This is a genomic window from Microbacterium sp. MPKO10, assembly GCF_026107415.2.
In the GTDB taxonomy this organism is placed as follows: Bacteria; Actinomycetota; Actinomycetes; order Actinomycetales; family Microbacteriaceae; genus Paramicrobacterium.
Genome location: NZ_JAPCHX010000001.1, coordinates 637,794 through 652,880, shown reverse-complemented (window position 1 = coordinate 652,880; position 15,087 = coordinate 637,794). Strand labels below are relative to the sequence as shown.

At 66.1% G+C, this 15,087-nt stretch carries 11 protein-coding genes; 3 read left to right on the top strand and 8 right to left on the bottom strand.

The window, feature by feature from the left end:
- Positions 1 to 114 precede the first annotated feature (114 nt).
- Positions 115 to 3,702: a proline dehydrogenase family protein gene (locus OK352_RS03110; protein ID WP_265139925.1), complete on the top strand. Its 3,588-nt coding sequence runs from the start codon at positions 115 to 117 to the stop codon at positions 3,700 to 3,702.
- A 270-nt stretch (positions 3,703 to 3,972) separates the two neighbouring features.
- On the opposite strand, the gene OK352_RS03105 is transcribed toward OK352_RS03110, so the two are convergent.
- The 8 genes from OK352_RS03105 to OK352_RS03070 all read right to left on the bottom strand — a co-directional run bounded on the left by OK352_RS03105 (position 3,973) and on the right by OK352_RS03070 (position 13,506).
- Positions 3,973 to 4,548, bottom strand: coding sequence for a hypothetical protein (locus OK352_RS03105; RefSeq protein WP_265139924.1), 576 nt, complete (start codon positions 4,546 to 4,548; stop codon positions 3,973 to 3,975).
- 653 nt (positions 4,549 to 5,201) lie between these two features.
- Entirely contained in the window at positions 5,202 to 6,455 is a 1,254-nt protein-coding gene (locus OK352_RS03100) for an RNA polymerase sigma factor (RefSeq protein WP_265139923.1), read from the bottom strand.
- Positions 6,456 to 6,585: 130 nt separating this feature from the next.
- Entirely contained in the window at positions 6,586 to 7,023 is a 438-nt protein-coding gene (locus OK352_RS03095) for a YciI family protein (RefSeq protein WP_265139922.1), read from the bottom strand.
- 334 nt (positions 7,024 to 7,357) lie between these two features.
- Complete coding sequence (locus tag OK352_RS03090; protein WP_265139921.1) at positions 7,358 to 8,965, bottom strand: hypothetical protein; 1,608 nt, start codon at positions 8,963 to 8,965, stop codon at positions 7,358 to 7,360.
- On the bottom strand, positions 8,937 to 9,572 hold the full coding sequence (locus tag OK352_RS03085; RefSeq protein ID WP_265139920.1) for an ABC transporter ATP-binding protein: 636 nt from the start codon (positions 9,570 to 9,572) through the stop codon (positions 8,937 to 8,939). Before OK352_RS03085 ends, OK352_RS03090 begins: the two co-directional genes overlap by 29 nt.
- A 414-nt stretch (positions 9,573 to 9,986) precedes the next feature.
- Positions 9,987 to 10,526, bottom strand: coding sequence for a DinB family protein (locus OK352_RS03080; RefSeq protein WP_265139919.1), 540 nt, complete (start codon positions 10,524 to 10,526; stop codon positions 9,987 to 9,989).
- Positions 10,527 to 10,851: 325 nt separating this feature from the next.
- Positions 10,852 to 12,078 carry an MFS transporter gene (locus tag OK352_RS03075; protein WP_265139918.1) on the bottom strand — a complete coding sequence of 409 codons (1,227 nt, stop codon included), beginning with the start codon at positions 12,076 to 12,078 and terminating at the stop codon, positions 10,852 to 10,854.
- Between the two features lie 231 nt (positions 12,079 to 12,309).
- Positions 12,310 to 13,506, bottom strand: a complete 1,197-nt coding sequence (locus tag OK352_RS03070) for an MFS transporter (RefSeq protein ID WP_265139917.1) — start codon at positions 13,504 to 13,506, stop codon at positions 12,310 to 12,312.
- Positions 13,507 to 13,544: 38 nt separating this feature from the next.
- On the opposite strand from OK352_RS03070, the gene OK352_RS03065 reads away from it, so the two are divergent.
- Complete coding sequence (locus OK352_RS03065) at positions 13,545 to 14,099, top strand: hypothetical protein (protein ID WP_265139916.1); 555 nt, start codon at positions 13,545 to 13,547, stop codon at positions 14,097 to 14,099.
- 344 nt (positions 14,100 to 14,443) lie between these two features.
- Positions 14,444 to 15,037: a diaminobutyrate acetyltransferase gene (gene ectA / locus OK352_RS03060; protein WP_265139915.1), complete on the top strand. Its 594-nt coding sequence runs from the start codon at positions 14,444 to 14,446 to the stop codon at positions 15,035 to 15,037.
- Positions 15,038 to 15,087 lie beyond the last annotated feature (50 nt).

Below are 15,087 nucleotides of genomic sequence, written 5' to 3'. Positions count from 1 at the left end.
AGAATACCGGTGAAAAAACGTCGCTTTACTTCACACTTGAGCGGGGTGAAACTGGCAGTCTGACGTCCGTACCCCCGCGAGCATTGCTGCTCGCACGCTCGTGAAAGGCACATCGTGAGCACATCGCAGACCTCGGCATCGAATGCCACCCAGCCGCAGACTCGCCCCCAGGATCTCGCCGACGACGCCATCGCACTCGCGAAGCGGTGGTTGAGCGAGGCCGCGGACATCCCGGCAGACGCCTCAGGTGAGAGACTCGCCGGTGTTTTGAGCGACCCGAACGGCCTCGCGTTCACCGTCGGCTTCGTTGACGGCGTCGTGCGGCCCGAAGACCTTCGTGCAGCCGCGAAGAAGCTGAACGAACTGACTCCGCTCACCCCGCAGTTCCTCCCCGCCCCTTTGCGTGCCGCGATCGGGCTCGGCGGGGCGTTCGCGAAGCCGCTGCCGCAGGTCGTGGTGCCGATCGCCCGCAAGGTGCTGCGTGAGATGGTCAGCCACCTCATCATCGACGCGAGCGATGCCAAGCTCGGGCCCGCGATCGCGAAGATCAAGAAAGACGACGTCGGCCTCAACATCAACCTGCTCGGCGAAGCGATCCTCGGCGAGCACGAAGCCGAGCGCCGCATCGCCGGAACCAAGGCGCTCTTGGCCCGAGGTGACGTCGACTACGTGTCGATCAAGGTGTCGTCCACCGTCGCCCCGCACAACCACTGGGCGTTCGACGAGGCCGCCGAGCGCATCCAGAATCACCTCGCTCCGCTTCTCGAACAGGCGAAGAACGCCAGCCCGCAGAAGTTCATCAACCTCGACATGGAGGAGTACAAGGACCTCGACCTCACACTCGCCGTCTTCACCGGCATCCTGGATCGACCCGAGTTCAAACAGCTCGAGGCTGGCATCGTTCTGCAGGCGTACCTTCCGGATGCTCTCGGCGCGATGATGCACCTGCAGGAGTGGGCTGCGCAGCGCGTGGCCGACGGTGGAGCGCCCATCAAGGTGCGCCTCGTGAAGGGCGCGAACCTGCCGATGGAGCACGTTGACGCCGCGATTCACGGGTGGCCCGCGGCGACGTGGGACACGAAGCAGGGCTCAGACACGAGCTACAAGGCCGTGCTCGATTACGCGCTGCACCCCGAGCGCATTCGGAATGTGCGCATCGGCGTCGCCGGTCACAACCTGTTCGACGTCGCGCTGGCCTGGTTGCTGGCGAAGGCCCGCGGCGCGCAAGACGGCGTCGACTTCGAGATGCTCCTCGGCATGGCCACGGGGCAGGCCGAGGTCGTGAAGCGCGACGTCGGATCGCTTCTGCTCTACACGCCCGTCGTACACCCGCAGGAGTTCGACGTCGCGATCGCCTACCTGATTCGCCGTCTTGAAGAGGGCGCGAGCCACGAGAACTTCATGTCTGCCGTCTTCGAGCTCAACGAGAGCGAGACCCTGTTCGAGCGCGAGAAACAGCGCTTCCTGGCCTCGCTCGACGACCTCGAGGCGATCACGGGTGATGGCGACGTCGCGTCGTTTGACGTGCCGAAACCCAATCGCCAGCAGGACCGCCGCTCGTACGACGCCGACGGCGCAGAGGCTCGCATCGAGGAGCGCATCGTCGCAGGTCGAAAGGGCGAGTTCGACAACACACCAGACACCGACCCCGACCTCGAGGGCAACCGCGAATGGGGTCGCGCCATTGCCGACCGCATGGTCGAGTCGAAATTGGGTACGGATGCTGTCGAAGCAGCCCGCATCAACGACGAGGCCACGCTGAACGAGGCGATCGAACGCGGTGTTGCCGCGGCCGACGCCTGGCAGGCACTCGGTGCCGACGAGCGCGCCCGCATTCTCTACCGCGCAGGCGAGAAGCTCGAAGAGCATCGCGCCGACCTGCTCGAGGTCGCGGGCTCTGAGGCGGGGAAGACCCTCGATCAGGGCGACCCTGAGGTCTCGGAGGCCATCGACTTCGCCAACTACTACGCGATGCTCGGGCAGCAGCTTGAGCAGGTCGACGGCGCAAAGCACCAGTCGAAGAAGCTCGTCGCGGTAATCCCGCCGTGGAACTTCCCGATCGCGATCCCGGCCGGAGGGACCCTCGCCGCGCTCGCCTCGGGCGCGTCAGTGATCATCAAGCCCGCATCGAACTCCGCTCGCACGGGTGCGGTCATGGTGGAGGCGCTGTGGGAGGCCGGTGTTCCGCGCGACGTGCTGCAGCTTGCGCAGTTCGGCGACCGCTCGCTCGGCTCGAAGCTCGTCGCCGACGAACGCGTCGACCGGCTGATCCTCACCGGCTCGTATGACACGGCAGTGACGTTCCGCGAGCTCCGCCAGGACCTTCCGATTCTCGCGGAGACGAGCGGTAAGAACGCCATCATCGTCACGCCGAATGCCGACCTCGACCTGGCGGCGAAGGACGTCGCGCAGTCGGCGTTCGGGCACGCGGGGCAGAAGTGCTCAGCGGCATCCTTGGTCATTCTCGTCGGATCCGTCGCGACGTCCCGGCGATTCCGCAGCCAGCTGCTCGATGCCGTCCAGTCGATGAAGGTCGGCACACCTGAGCACCTCGACACGCAGATGGGCCCCGTGATTGCGGCGCCAGACGGCAAGCTGCTGCGCGGCCTCACAACGCTCGGCCCCGGCGAAAGCTGGGCGATCAAGCCCGAGCCGCTTGCCAGCGACAGCCCGCTCGCGCTCGACAAGAACGGTGAGAACAAGCTGTGGAGCCCCGGCGTGCGCGACGGCGTGAAGCGCGGATCCGAGTACCACCTCACCGAGTACTTCGGGCCGATCCTCGGCATCATGACCGCTGACACGCTCGAAGAGGCGATCGACATCGTCAATGACATCGAGTACGGCCTGACGACCGGTCTGCACTCGCTCGACAGCGACGAGCTCGCGACGTGGCTCGACCGCGTCCAGGCCGGAAACCTCTACGCGAACCGCGGTATCACGGGCGCGATCGTGCGCCGTCAGTCGTTCGGCGGGTGGAAGAAATCAGCGATCGGAGCCGGCACCAAGGCGGGCGGCCCGAACTACCTGCACGGACTCGTTGACTGGTCGGATGCCGCGCCCACGCAGCCCGCGGTCTCGCCGCGTGCGTCGGCCGCCGCTCTGCTGAACGCCGCCGAGCGCGCCGGTCTTAACGGCGGCGAGCTCGCGTGGCTCACGGCGGCTCTTGGCAGCGATGCGCGCGCGTGGAGCGAGGAGTTCGGCATCGCCCGGGATGCCTCGCAGCTCGGCGTCGAGCGCAATATGCTGCGGTATCGCCCGGTCCCCGTGACGATTCGTGTGGCGGTCGACGCCCCGCTGCACCATGTGGTGCGTGTTGTCGCTGCGGGGCTCGCGGCTGGGGCGACGCCGACGGTGAGCACGCCGATCGCTCTGCCCGAGCAGATCATGAACGCGGTGCGTGCCGCCGGTGTGCCGATCCACTTCGAAGACGACGCCGCATGGCGCTCACGCGTGGCGGGGCTTGCTGCGCAGGAGGGCCCGTCGGCCAGCGCCCGCATTCGCGTTGTCGCCGGTGCCTCGCGGGATGCCGAGGTTGCCGCCGTCTTCGAGGCGGCGAACGGCAAGCCGGACATCGCCGTCTACGGGGGCGAGGTCGTCTCTGCCGGTCGTGTCGAGATGCTTCCCCACCTGCACGAGCAGGCTGTATCGATCACGGCGCACCGTTTCGGAACGCCGAGCACCCTCTCCGAGGGCGTCATCTAGCACTCCTTCCGAAGAGCGCTGCGGGACCCGAGTTTCTCCCTTTTCTCGGGTCCCGCAGCGCCTTTCTGGGCTCTCCGCCAGTTCGTGTGACGAAGTTTGCTCTAAGAGCGCAGTTTTAGAGCAAACTTCGCCCTCTGAACGACGAACGCTGGCGTTCTGGCCGATGAGCGTCGCCTCACGAGTGCGCCTGGCAGACACTATGCGCCTTTGCGCGCAGCATCTCGGCCTCGATAGCGTCATCCGTGCTGCGTCCATTCGGAAGACGACCGTTCATGCTTCGTGGTGTGCCCGTATGTACACCCACACTGCGCCCTCGTCGTCATGACCAAAACTGACGAACGTGCCTGAGTTCTGGCCGTCTTTGTCGGTGAAGCTGTGGTCCCGGGTGAGGTCGCGTGATTCGAAATACTCTTGTTCTTCGTCTGACAGGCAGGTTGTTGAGGCGTACTGGCACTGGGTGTATCCAGAACCCAGCTCGACCTCGGCGTCTGACGGGAGCCTGACGAGCGCAGACATGCCGCTGCCGAAGAAGTTCTCCGAGGAGCCGGATTCCACAATCCTCGACCCCGGAGGTAGCTGCACATCGGCCGTGTCCTCAATCCACGTCTCGGATAGCGATATGCACCACGTCGGCCAGAGGACGAAGCAGCGCCCCGATTCGAAGGGTGGGAAGGTCACGAACCGAAAGACGAAGCCGCCGCCCCACACCAGAACGACGACGGCAATCACGGCACCTCCCATGAGAGCCAGGCGAGCGCGAAGCGAATGCCGCTTTGCGTGGCGCTCTTCGGGCGCGGGAAGCCCCAGTTCAGCTGCGCTGACGATTTCATAGCGTCGTCGTGTCATCGAAGACCACCTCTGCCTCTCTACCGCGATGTGGTCACACTCGTCGAATATCGTCGTGAGCAATGAGAATAGCGTTCTCACATAGTAGGCGCGTCACACTCATCTCACGTCCGCTCGGTGGCTGGGGGACGTGCCATGCTCGGTTGCCTGGGTATACCTCATTTCTATGGCGCAGAGTCGCCGTTAGCCTGAGCGGATGTCAGGCCAGTCGCTCGTGAGGTACGCCTCGACGGCTCGGTGACGGAATGTGTATGGCTTTCCGCGCTGGATGATGCCGCGCGTCGAGTCCAAGCGCTGTGAGGTGGGGCCGGCGCAACAGGCTTGCTCTCTCGTCGACGAGAGTTGCAGTTTTGATAAATTTATCAACGCACTGTGGAGTAGCGTCAGCCTGGCTGATTGATCCGGACGCAGTTGCTGCACGAGCAGGCTGTATCGATCACGGCGCACCGTTTCGGAACGCCGAGCACGCTCTCGGACGGCGTGATCTAGCACCTCGCCCGGAGCTCTGCTCGCCTGCGCAGCGCTGCGATCTGCGTTGCGTCGGGCAGGGCTCTGCGCGTTCGTTGGGCGAAGTTTGCTCTAAGAGCGCAGTTTTAGAGCAAACTTCGACCTCTGAACGACGAGCGCTGGCGTTCTGGCCCATGAGCGTCGCCTCACGAGCGCGCCCGGCAGACGCTATGCGCCTTTGCGCGCAGCACTTCGGTCTCGCGCGCGTTGCCCGCCAGCGTAGCGGCGCGCTCGAGTTCTGCCCGCGCCTCGTCGTGTCTGCCCAGCTGCAGCAGCAGTTCGCCGCGCACGCTCGGCAGCAGATGCGACTGCGCCAGAGCCCCGTTTGCCACGAGAGTATCGACGATGCGTAACCCCGACGCCGGGCCGGTCGCCTTCGACACGGCCACGGCTCGATTAAGGTCGACGATCGGGTTCGGCGCCAGCCGTCCGAGCGCTTCATACAGAACGACGATGCGCTCCCAGTCGGTGGCCTCGACGCTTGGCGCAACAGCGTGACACTCGGCGATCGCCGCCTGCAGGGCATATGCGCCTCGACCACGCCCCAAAGCATCAGCCTTCGCCAGAGCAGCACTTCCTCGGCGGATCTGCGCGTGATCCCAGCGCGCGCGATCCTGGTCCGCAAGCAGTACGGGCTTCCCAGCAGCATCCACTCGAGCGTTGAATCGTGAGGCCTGAAACTCCATGAGGGCGAGAAGGGCGAAAGCCTCGGCTTCCCGCGGCATGAGACCCGTGAGGATGCGCCCGAGCCGCAGCGCCTCACGGGCGAGGTCCGGCCGCATCCACGTGTCGCCCTGCGTTGCGGCATACCCCTCGGTGAAGACCAGGTAGACGACGCTCAGCACGCCACCGAGTCGCGCCTTCAACTCGCCCGAGTCGGGGTTCTCAAACGGGATGCGTGCTTCAGCGAGCGTGCGCTTCGCCCGGGTGACGCGCGCCTGCACCGTCGGGACGGGGACGAGCAGCATCCGCCCGATCTCTGTCGTGGTGAGGCCGCCCACGACGCGCAACGTCAGCGCCACCTGCGATTCGCGCGACAGCACCGGGTGGCACGCGATGAACACCAGGCGCAACACGTCGTCGTCCACGGGTTCCCAGACGATTCCGTCGGCGTCCGGATGCTGCTCGTCGAGCTCGTGCGCCAGCGCGGCGTACCGCTCGTTGAGCCGGGCCTCGCGCCGCCACGCGTCGATCGCGCGGCGCTTCGCGACAGCGGTCAGCCACGCCGCCGGATTGCGTGGCACACCAGCATCCGGCCATGCCTGTAGTGCCTCGATGCTCGCGTCGTTAGCGAGATCTTCGGCGAGCCCGACGTCACCGGTGAACCGGGCGAGCGTCGCGATGATGCGCGCTCCCTCGATTCGCCAGGTGACGTCGAGCGTGCTCTGTATCGTCGTCATGCGAGATGCTCACAGGATGCTGTCGCGTGACGCGGCGCAGTCGTCAGCGCTCCGCGCCTCGCTGCCACGAGGGATCTACGCCCACGTGGCAGAGCGCACGTGGCGTTCTCGGCGTTGCCATCGCGCACTCTTATGACTGCTCCGCGCGCTGCTCCTGCTCATTGCGCCAGCCCTTCTCTTTCTGCACGAACTCGTTGTCGGCGAAGTCTTCGAAGTCGCTCTCGTCGGTGACGCGACGCACTTCGAGCTTGCTTCCGCGGCCGAGCGGAGCGCGGCGCGCCCACTCCGCGGCCTCGTCCTTGCTCGCAACCTCGAGGATCCAGAACCCGTTGAAGAGTTCGTGGGTCTCGCCGTAGGGGCCGTCCGTGACGATGGGTGCTTCGGCATTGAAGTCGACCACGAAGCCCTCGGCCGCATCGCTGAGTCCTTCACCAGCGAGCAGCACGCCGGCCTTCATCATCGATTCGTTGTAGCGCCCCATGGCGTTGATGACTTCTTCGAAGTTCGTCTGCTCGTCCTCGTGGATTGCAGCGTCATCGGTGGTGCGCATGATCAGCATGTATTTCACGGTTCTCTCCTTCATTATGAGGACACCGAATATGTCCTCCTACTATGACGTCGAATGGTGGAGCCGTAAATCGACATCGCGCAGAAAGTTTCTTGACGCATGGTGCGAAATCTGAACTTTGCGGTCTTCCTGTCTGCCGCGGGGTTACAGCAAGACCGCAAAGTACAGAAACAGCAAAGGAGGCGCAGTTTCACTCGCGCGGCGATGGGGCGACGCCCCCAGTTTCGGCCTAACGGCGTCGCCGTCAGCTGCTTCTCACGGGCAGAGCGATCGCGTGGCTACCGCCCGGTTTCGCGCACGACTGCCTCGCAGCGCACTTCGCCCGACGACCTGCTTAGCGCGACCGGCGGTCGCGGAGCCGCAGCCACGCCCACGGGGCGAGGATCGCCAGCATGACGACCGTCGCGCCGAGAACGGGAAGAACGCCGCCTGGCACAGCCATGACCAGCACCAGGCCGGCGATGATCGCGAGCACGGGCCCGTCGAGCGCCCACGCGGTGATGACCAGAATGGACGCGTCGCCAGCCGGTGTGCTGATGGGCGCAAGCAGCCGCAGAGGCATCGGACCCTTCACCGCCCCATGCGCGCGCAGCGCACACGCGAGAACCCCGAGCGCGAGTGCGGCGGTCCACAACGATGCGTCCTCGGGCGGGGGAGCAGCAGGACTGCCGCCCGCCGCGGGCACGGTGACAAGCGCGACGCCGGCGAGCAACAGCAGGATCATGGCGAGCAGCGGAGTCACGACGTGCATCAGGATGCCGGTTCCGGCACGAAAGCCAAAGAGCGTCGGAGCCCCGATGTTGTCCGCATGGGAGCGCAGCCCGTCGCTCCATGCTCCAGCCGCGGCGTACGCGAGCAGGGCGCTTACGGCCCCGGCCAGGGCGGCGCCGTTCGCACTCGCACCGAGCATCGCGGGCACCAGTGCACCGGCTGCAAGGGCAGACGCCGCGCCGACCAGAGTGCGCACCGGATGCCGCAGCACACCGCCGACATCGCGCACGAGAATTCGCAGCGCCACCGAGCGCGTCGCCCACCGCACGTGTGCCGGTCTGTGCCGCGCCGGTTGGCGGATGCTGTCGACGGTCCCCCGCATGTCGGCGGTGAGCGCGAGCGTGCCCGCTGCCCTCCAGACGACGGCCTGCCGCATGAGCTCTGTTCGGCGCACACGGTCGAGCATCGCCGATGATGCGACGATCGCCACGAAAGCGGACACCACGCAGACGACGATCGTCGCGGTGACCGCGCTCGCCGATGCCGGCCATGCCAGAGCGGATGCTGTTGACGCAGCGATTTTCGCGACAGCATCCGTGTATCCGCCTGTCACGGTGACAGTGCCTGCGACCGCGAGCAGAAGCACGGCGACGGCGCTGCTTGTCCTGACGATGCGGAACACCTGCCCGGCAAGCCAGGCGGTAGCGAGAACGGCACCAAACGCGACGGCCATTGCCACGGACGATGTCACGGTGACGGCGGTGATCCGGCTGCCCGCGGTAGACACGGCCGCGCACATGATGAGCGCGGACACAACGCTGACCGTGACTGACACGGCGTGCACACTCAGCATGCTGCGCCGCAGCGTGATCGAGCGCGGGTACGCGCCGCCGACGACGAACTGGACGTAGGGCGGCGCGGGCACCACGGCACCGCGAACGCCGCCGAGTGCGGTGACGATCAGAAGCACGAGCAGACATCCAGTGGTGATGAGTGCCCGAACATACGGGGCAGTGAGCACGGCGGCGGGCCCGGGCGCCGCGAGCGTCAGCACCAGCGTGCGAATGATCGGAACCATGGCGACGAGCGCGCCGAGCCCCACCGAGTACACGGTGAGGGCGACATCGCGCGGTTCCCGTGCCGCGCCACGCGCCAAAAGTGTGCGCCGGACGCGCGCAAACGACGGGGAGGCGGCACTCATGTCAGCGCGCGTCGTCGAGCGAGATCTCACGCGTGCACGCGGTGCTCACGAGGTCGTCGCTGTGCGTTGCCAGGATGATCGCGGCGCCGGACTCCCGCACCCCCGTGATGGCGTCCGCGACGAGGGCGAGCCGGTGGGCGTCGAGACGTTGCTCCGGTTCGTCGATGACCAGCACCGAAAAGGGTCGCACCAGCACTTGCGCGAGACTGAAGAGCTGAAGCTGCCCCGACGACAGCTCGCCCGGGAACCGATCGCGCAGAAGGCCCAGTTCAAGCTCGTCGAGGATGCTGGTGATGCGCCGTTCGGCCTCGTCGACCGGGACCTTCCAGCTGGCGCAGATCAGCTCCAGGTGTTCGATGACGGTCATGTCCGGGTATGCCGCGGGTGAACCGACGAGGGCGGAGAGCTCTGCGCGGTGTTCCGCGCGACGGTCGCTGAGCGGCACTCCGTCCAGAAGCACGCGTCCGGTTGAGGGCGCGAGGAGCCCGCAGAGCACACGGAGCAGTGTTGTCTTGCCGGAGCCGTTTGCGCCGCGGACGGCGACGCACTCGCCGGAGCTGGCGCGGATGTCGACCGAGTCGAGAAGCACATGGCCGCTCGTCGTCACCGAGACGCCCGTTGCGTCGAGGACTGTCATGCGCGCACCACCGTTTCAGCCTATCGGCGCCGCTGCAGTTCTCGCGGATGCGTTGAGCTGCTGCCGCTGACGTTTCGAGCCGCTGCTGCTGACACGTCGAGCTCCCGCCGCGTCTCGCTGTCGCCGCGCTGGCGCTCCGTGGCGTCGTTGCTGGGCAGTCGAGCCTCCTTCGTCGCTGGCGTTCCGTGGCGTCGTCGCAGAGTAGCCGCACTTCCACCGCACTTTTACGAGCAGCCCGCGTCGACCACGACTCGGTCACGACGTGAGGTACCGCGACCTCGTGACGTGAGAACAACGACCTCGGGGAAGTGAGATGTCACGATCGGCCCCTCTCTCCGCCGTTGGAAGGGGCATTTCGTGAAATCTCACTGTACGGATGAGGCCCTTTGCGCTAAGAGGGGCAGCCTCAGACCGCTACTCGCCCGTCTCGCCGTCGATCGCCTCACGCAGCAGGTCGGCGTGGCCGTTGTGGCGCGCGTACTCTTCGATCATGTGCACGAGAATCCAGCGCAGCGTCACATGCGAGCCGTCGCGCTGACCTCGTGCCGCGTGTGTGTCGAGACCATCGCGCTCCAGCGCCGTGGCCACGCAGGCGCGCGAGTGCGTGACAGCATCCGCCCACACTTGTCGCAGTCGCTCGGGGCTGTCATCCGCTGCCGAGTGCCATTCCCAGTCGTAATCATCGTTCCAGTCAACGTTGCGCCACTCGGCGCCGGGCTCGTTGCCGAGAAGCACCTCAGAGAACCAGGAATCCTCGACGAGGGCGAGGTGCTTCATCATGCCGCCGAGAGTCATCGACGAGGATGCCGTCGTGGCGTTCAGCTCCGCGGCGTCGAGCCCGGAGCACTTCCATTCGAATGTGGCGCGCTGGTACTCGAGGAAGCCCACGAGCGTGTCGAGTTCTGTTGCGGCAATCGGCGGTTCCGGGCGCCCCTGGTCATCGATGACGGTCATGCGCCGAGTGTACGGCACCGTGTGTCGCAATTGGAGACCAACTTTGCTCATGGAAATGCCCGAGTTGATAGCAAAAGTTGGGTCCCAATTGAGGCGGTTGCTGCCGGCGACGGGGAGGTGGGTCGGCAGTGCCTGCGGGGGTGATTCTGGCAACGGGAGAGGTGGGTCACGTGCGCATGGCGACGTTGGTGCGGCGAAACCAGTGCGTCGAGGTTAGTGCGGTGACGTCGGTGTAGCGAAATCAGCGCCGTGAAGACGGTGTGGAGACGTGGGTGCAGCGATACCAGTGCAGTAACGTCAGCGTGTCGAAGCCGGTGCAGCGAAGTCAGCGCACGGAGCGGATGCGGTACACGACGATGCCGCCCGCGACGATGATCGCCGCCGTGACCGCGTAGAGCTCCGTGTATCCGGCGATGCCCAGCACCAGCCAGCCCACGACCGGAGCGATCGGCAGATACTGCGCCGAGTTGATGATGCCGAGATCGCGGGCGCGGGACTCGGGTCGGGGCAGCACGTCGGTGATCAGCGCCTGGTCGACCGCGAGGAAGGTGCCGAAGCCGAAACCCAGCAGCACAGCCGCGACCATGGAGCTCTCCCACGTGGGAACGAACGCGAGGCACAGCGCGGCCGCCGCCTGCAGTGCCGCAGAGGCGGCCACGAAATGCCGGCGCATCTGCCATTTATCAGACAGGATGCCACTCAGCCACGACGCCGCCGCGCACGCGCCGAGATAGACGAAGATCAGTGTCGTGAGCGCCTCGTCGGGGTTCGGCGCGTGCAGCACATCGGCGAGGAAGTACAACAGGTACGTCGTGCCCGTGAGGTTGCCAGCGTTGATCAGCACACGCGAGAGCATGGCCCACGAGAAGTCGTGGTACCCGTGCAGGTCGCTGCGTCGCAGCATCCGGAATCGGGGTCGCGGGGGAAGCGGGCCGGGCTCGGTGTCGCGCAGCATGATGAGGAACGGCGCGCTGGACGCGAGGGCGAGGACGGCGATGACGAACCAGCTCTGCGCCACGTCGGTGACCAGCATCGTCACAATCACCATGCCCCCCGCCAGCGCGATGACCTGAGGAACGCCCATGGCTGCCGACGCACGGCCGCGCTGCTCGCGCGGAACCTGGTCGGCAATCACCGCCGACAGGGCGACGAGCACGGCGGCCTGCCCGAGCGAGACAACGCCGAGCAGCAGGGCCGCGAGGGGCCAGGATGCTTGTGAGCCGACAAACGCGAAGGGCACGGTCGCGGTGATGAAGCCGCCGAGAATCCATGTGCGGCGGCGACCGAAACGTGTGCGGGTGCGGTCGCAGGCGACGCCAATGAACGGGACGGATGCCACGATGACGAGGGACATCTCGGCGATCATGAACGAACTCGACGCGACCTTGCCCACCGGGTCGAGAACGCTCGCGAGCTTCAGAACCATGAATTGGCCGGGCAGAACGATGAGCAGCCAGAATCCGAACCAGGCGAGGGCGAACGAGAGAAGCCAGCCGATGCCGACGCGCGTCGTCGGTTCGGCGTGAGGGTGGGCGGCAGCATCCGGAATCATTGTCTCCCTCTGCCTCTGCCTCTGCCTCTGCGGCCTCGGGCGTCATCGCGTCTGTGTGACGGCGGTGTGTGCCTGCCGAGGGCATGCAGGGCGGAATGTTCGGGTGGCATAGGGCTCCAGGCTGACGACGGTGTCTGCTGCCTCAAGTATCCACCCGAGCGGCGCAACGTGCACAGCGACGGGCCGCGTGGGGCGCGCGGCCTGCCGGCGCTGGAGCGGGGCCGCGGAGCGTCAGAGCATGGAGCGGCGGGCGCGGGCAGCACGCAGCGCATCGGTCGAGACGCTGAGCACGAGGCCGATGGCGAAAAGCGCGATCGCCGCGAACGGCAGTGTGCTGAGGCTTGTGGCGTCGAGGACGACAGCGCCGAGGAGAGCCCCGCCGCCGATGCCGACGTTGAACGCGGTGGTCTGCAAGGCGGCGGCGAGGTCGCGCAGGCGGAACGACGCCGTGTGCAGCATCCGGGTCTGGAGCATGGCCGGGATGCCCCCGAACGTGACGCCCCACACGACGAAGGCTGCCGTCACGACTGTCTGGTTCATGGTCAGCAGCGCAAGCACGGTGATGGCCGCCATGAGCGCGAGCACGGCGATGGCGAAGCCGCGCTTGGGGAAGCGGTCGGTTGTGAAACCCGCGATGACGAGACCGACGGCACCGGCGCCGCCGAAGAGGAAGAGCAGAAAGGCGACGTTATCGGGCGGGAATCCTGCCTGTTCGACGAGCCACGGCGTGATGTACGTGTAGAAGGTGTTGTGTGCTGTGAGTACGAGCAGAATCACCGCGCACACGATGATCACACCGGGAAGGCTCCGATCGCGTCGAGCGGGGATGGCGATCTCTCCCGTGCGCAGCGGAACCTGGTGCTGCACGGCGGGCAGGTATTTGATCACCACGAGTGTGAGCACCACGACGATGCCGCCGATGATCAGGAACGCCGCACGCCAGCCCAGCACATGCCCAAGTGCCGTGCCCACGGGGACGCCGAGGACGAACGCGGCTGAACCTCCGCCCGACGTGATCGCCACGGCCTTGCCGAGCTGATGCGGCGGAACGAGGTGCGCCGAGTACGCGGCGACGACCGCCCAGAACAGACCGTGCGCAAGCCCGCCGAGAATCCGCGCGCCGACGAGCAGCTCGTACGTCGGCGCGATCGCCGCAAGAACGTTCGCCAGCGCGATGACCAGCAGAACGGCCACGACGATCACCTTGCGGGACACGTTGCGCGTCATTGCCGCGAGCGGGGTCGTCGCGATGACGACGGTGCCCGCGAACACGGTTACGAGAAGCCCCGCCGTCGACAGGCTGACGTCGAGGTCGCGAGCCATGTCTGGCAGCAGACCGGTGGGCAGGAACTCACTGGTGACCGAGACGAAGATCGCTCCGGCGAGGGTGAGAAGGCCGACCCACGGGAAACGTTGTTCGTCGGGCATCCAGTCAACATTAGAGCACTCATGCCTATCCTGAGCGCATGAGTCGAGCCCTCGCGTCTGATCCCTGGTTGCGCACCGGCGTATCGATCGGGATCGTGCCGCTCTACCTGCTGATCGTCCACGTCCTGGCCGGAGTCGTCTACCGCGCGCTCTCACCCGAGCTGTCTCAGACAGACCATGTCGTCTCGGTGGCCATCTGGACGGTGATCGGGGCCATTGTGGTGGCCGGGCTCGCGTGGCTTGTCACCTGGCGCACCACGGAGGGCCGCCCGGTGCTGCACTGGTGGATCGCTCCCGTGATCGGTGTGGTCGCGCTTGTGGAGTTTGTGATTGTCATCGTCGCGATCGTGATTCCGCACGGTGAGGCCGACGTGTCGTGGGGTGCAGCCGTGCTCGAGCAGATCGCATCGCCGCGCTTCTGGGCCGTCTCGCTGTGGATGCCGCTGACGGTGTGGATCTGCGCCGTCGCGACGGCGCGCGTGCGGTGGTTCCGTCCGCGGCGCATGGTGCTCATCGGCGTTATCCCCTTCGTGCTTGCCGGGGCCGCCTTCCTGGCGTTCTTGTCAGCGGGTCTGGTCGGCGCGGCTGACTAGCGGGGCGCAGGTTCAGGATGCTGTGGCAGCCACGACCCGGCTGGCGAGCACAGAAGCCGCGGCCTCCCGTCGCACCCGAGACCGGCAGAGTCTGCAGAGTCCTCAGAGAGGGTGATTGTGACAGAGGAAACCTGAGGTTACGGGTGCGTTATGTCTCGTTTTGATTACGATTGCATTATCGGCTGGACAGGTTCCGGAAGTGCCCGGTTCTGAGGGGTCACGATCCTTGAGATGCCAACGATTTTTGGCTCTTAGCACGAGGGTTGACGCTTATCTGTGGGCTTTCCGGGTATCCCGAATAGCGGTTGAAGGCTGCACAGAGCCTCTGTAACCTCGGAAGCCATATGTCTGCGACTCAAGCCATTACGAATGTCCAAGTCGAGAGTGACTCCACGGAGCGCATTGTCGCTCCCGGACCCGAACACGCTGCCGAGATGTGGCGCATAGCGCGCGACTCGGTCACGCTCGATCTCAATCCCTCCTACGCATACCTCGTGTATTGCCGCGACTTCAGCAGCACAAGTCGCGTCGCCGTTGTCGACGGCAAGGTCGTCGGCTACGTCATGGGGCACCTGCGACCCGAAAAGCCGCACCACCTCTTCGTCTGGCAGATCGCTGTCGACGAGAGCTACCGCGGGCACGGCCTCGCTGGGCGACTGCTCGATGAGCTGTTTGGCGACGTGGCAGCATCCGCTGAGGTGCACACCGTGGAGACGACGATCACCGACGACAACGAGGCATCCCAGAAGCTCTTCGCCTCGTTCGCGCGGCGTTGGCAGAAGGCCCCCATGACCGTCGACCCGCTTTTCGAAGAGAAGCACTTTCCCGACGGGCACGACGCCGAGAATCTGTACGAGATCGGACCGATCTTCTTTCTCGACGACGAGCTCCTCGCCGAGGTCGAGCAGAAGCGCGAACGCGCCGAATCGCTCGCCTGACACCCCACACGTCGAGGGCGGCCACCGCTGACCTCGCGACGCGTGCAGGA

Bases quoted from the DNA above. Each gene is read 5' to 3' on its own strand.
- OK352_RS03105 (WP_265139924.1), bottom strand. From the start codon at position 4,548: ATGACACGACGACGCTATGAAATCGTCAGCGCAGCTGAACTGGGGCTT.
- OK352_RS03100 (WP_265139923.1), bottom strand. From the start codon at position 6,455: ATGACGACGATACAGAGCACGCTCGACGTCACCTGGCGAATCGAGGGA.
- OK352_RS03085 (WP_265139920.1), bottom strand. From the start codon at position 9,572: ATGACAGTCCTCGACGCAACGGGCGTCTCGGTGACGACGAGCGGCCAT.
- OK352_RS03080 (WP_265139919.1), bottom strand. From the start codon at position 10,526: ATGACCGTCATCGATGACCAGGGGCGCCCGGAACCGCCGATTGCCGCA.
- OK352_RS03075 (WP_265139918.1), bottom strand. From the start codon at position 12,078: ATGATTCCGGATGCTGCCGCCCACCCTCACGCCGAACCGACGACGCGC.
- OK352_RS03070 (WP_265139917.1), bottom strand. From the start codon at position 13,506: ATGCCCGACGAACAACGTTTCCCGTGGGTCGGCCTTCTCACCCTCGCC.
- OK352_RS03065 (WP_265139916.1), top strand. From the start codon at position 13,545: ATGAGTCGAGCCCTCGCGTCTGATCCCTGGTTGCGCACCGGCGTATCG.
- ectA (WP_265139915.1), top strand. From the start codon at position 14,444: ATGTCTGCGACTCAAGCCATTACGAATGTCCAAGTCGAGAGTGACTCC.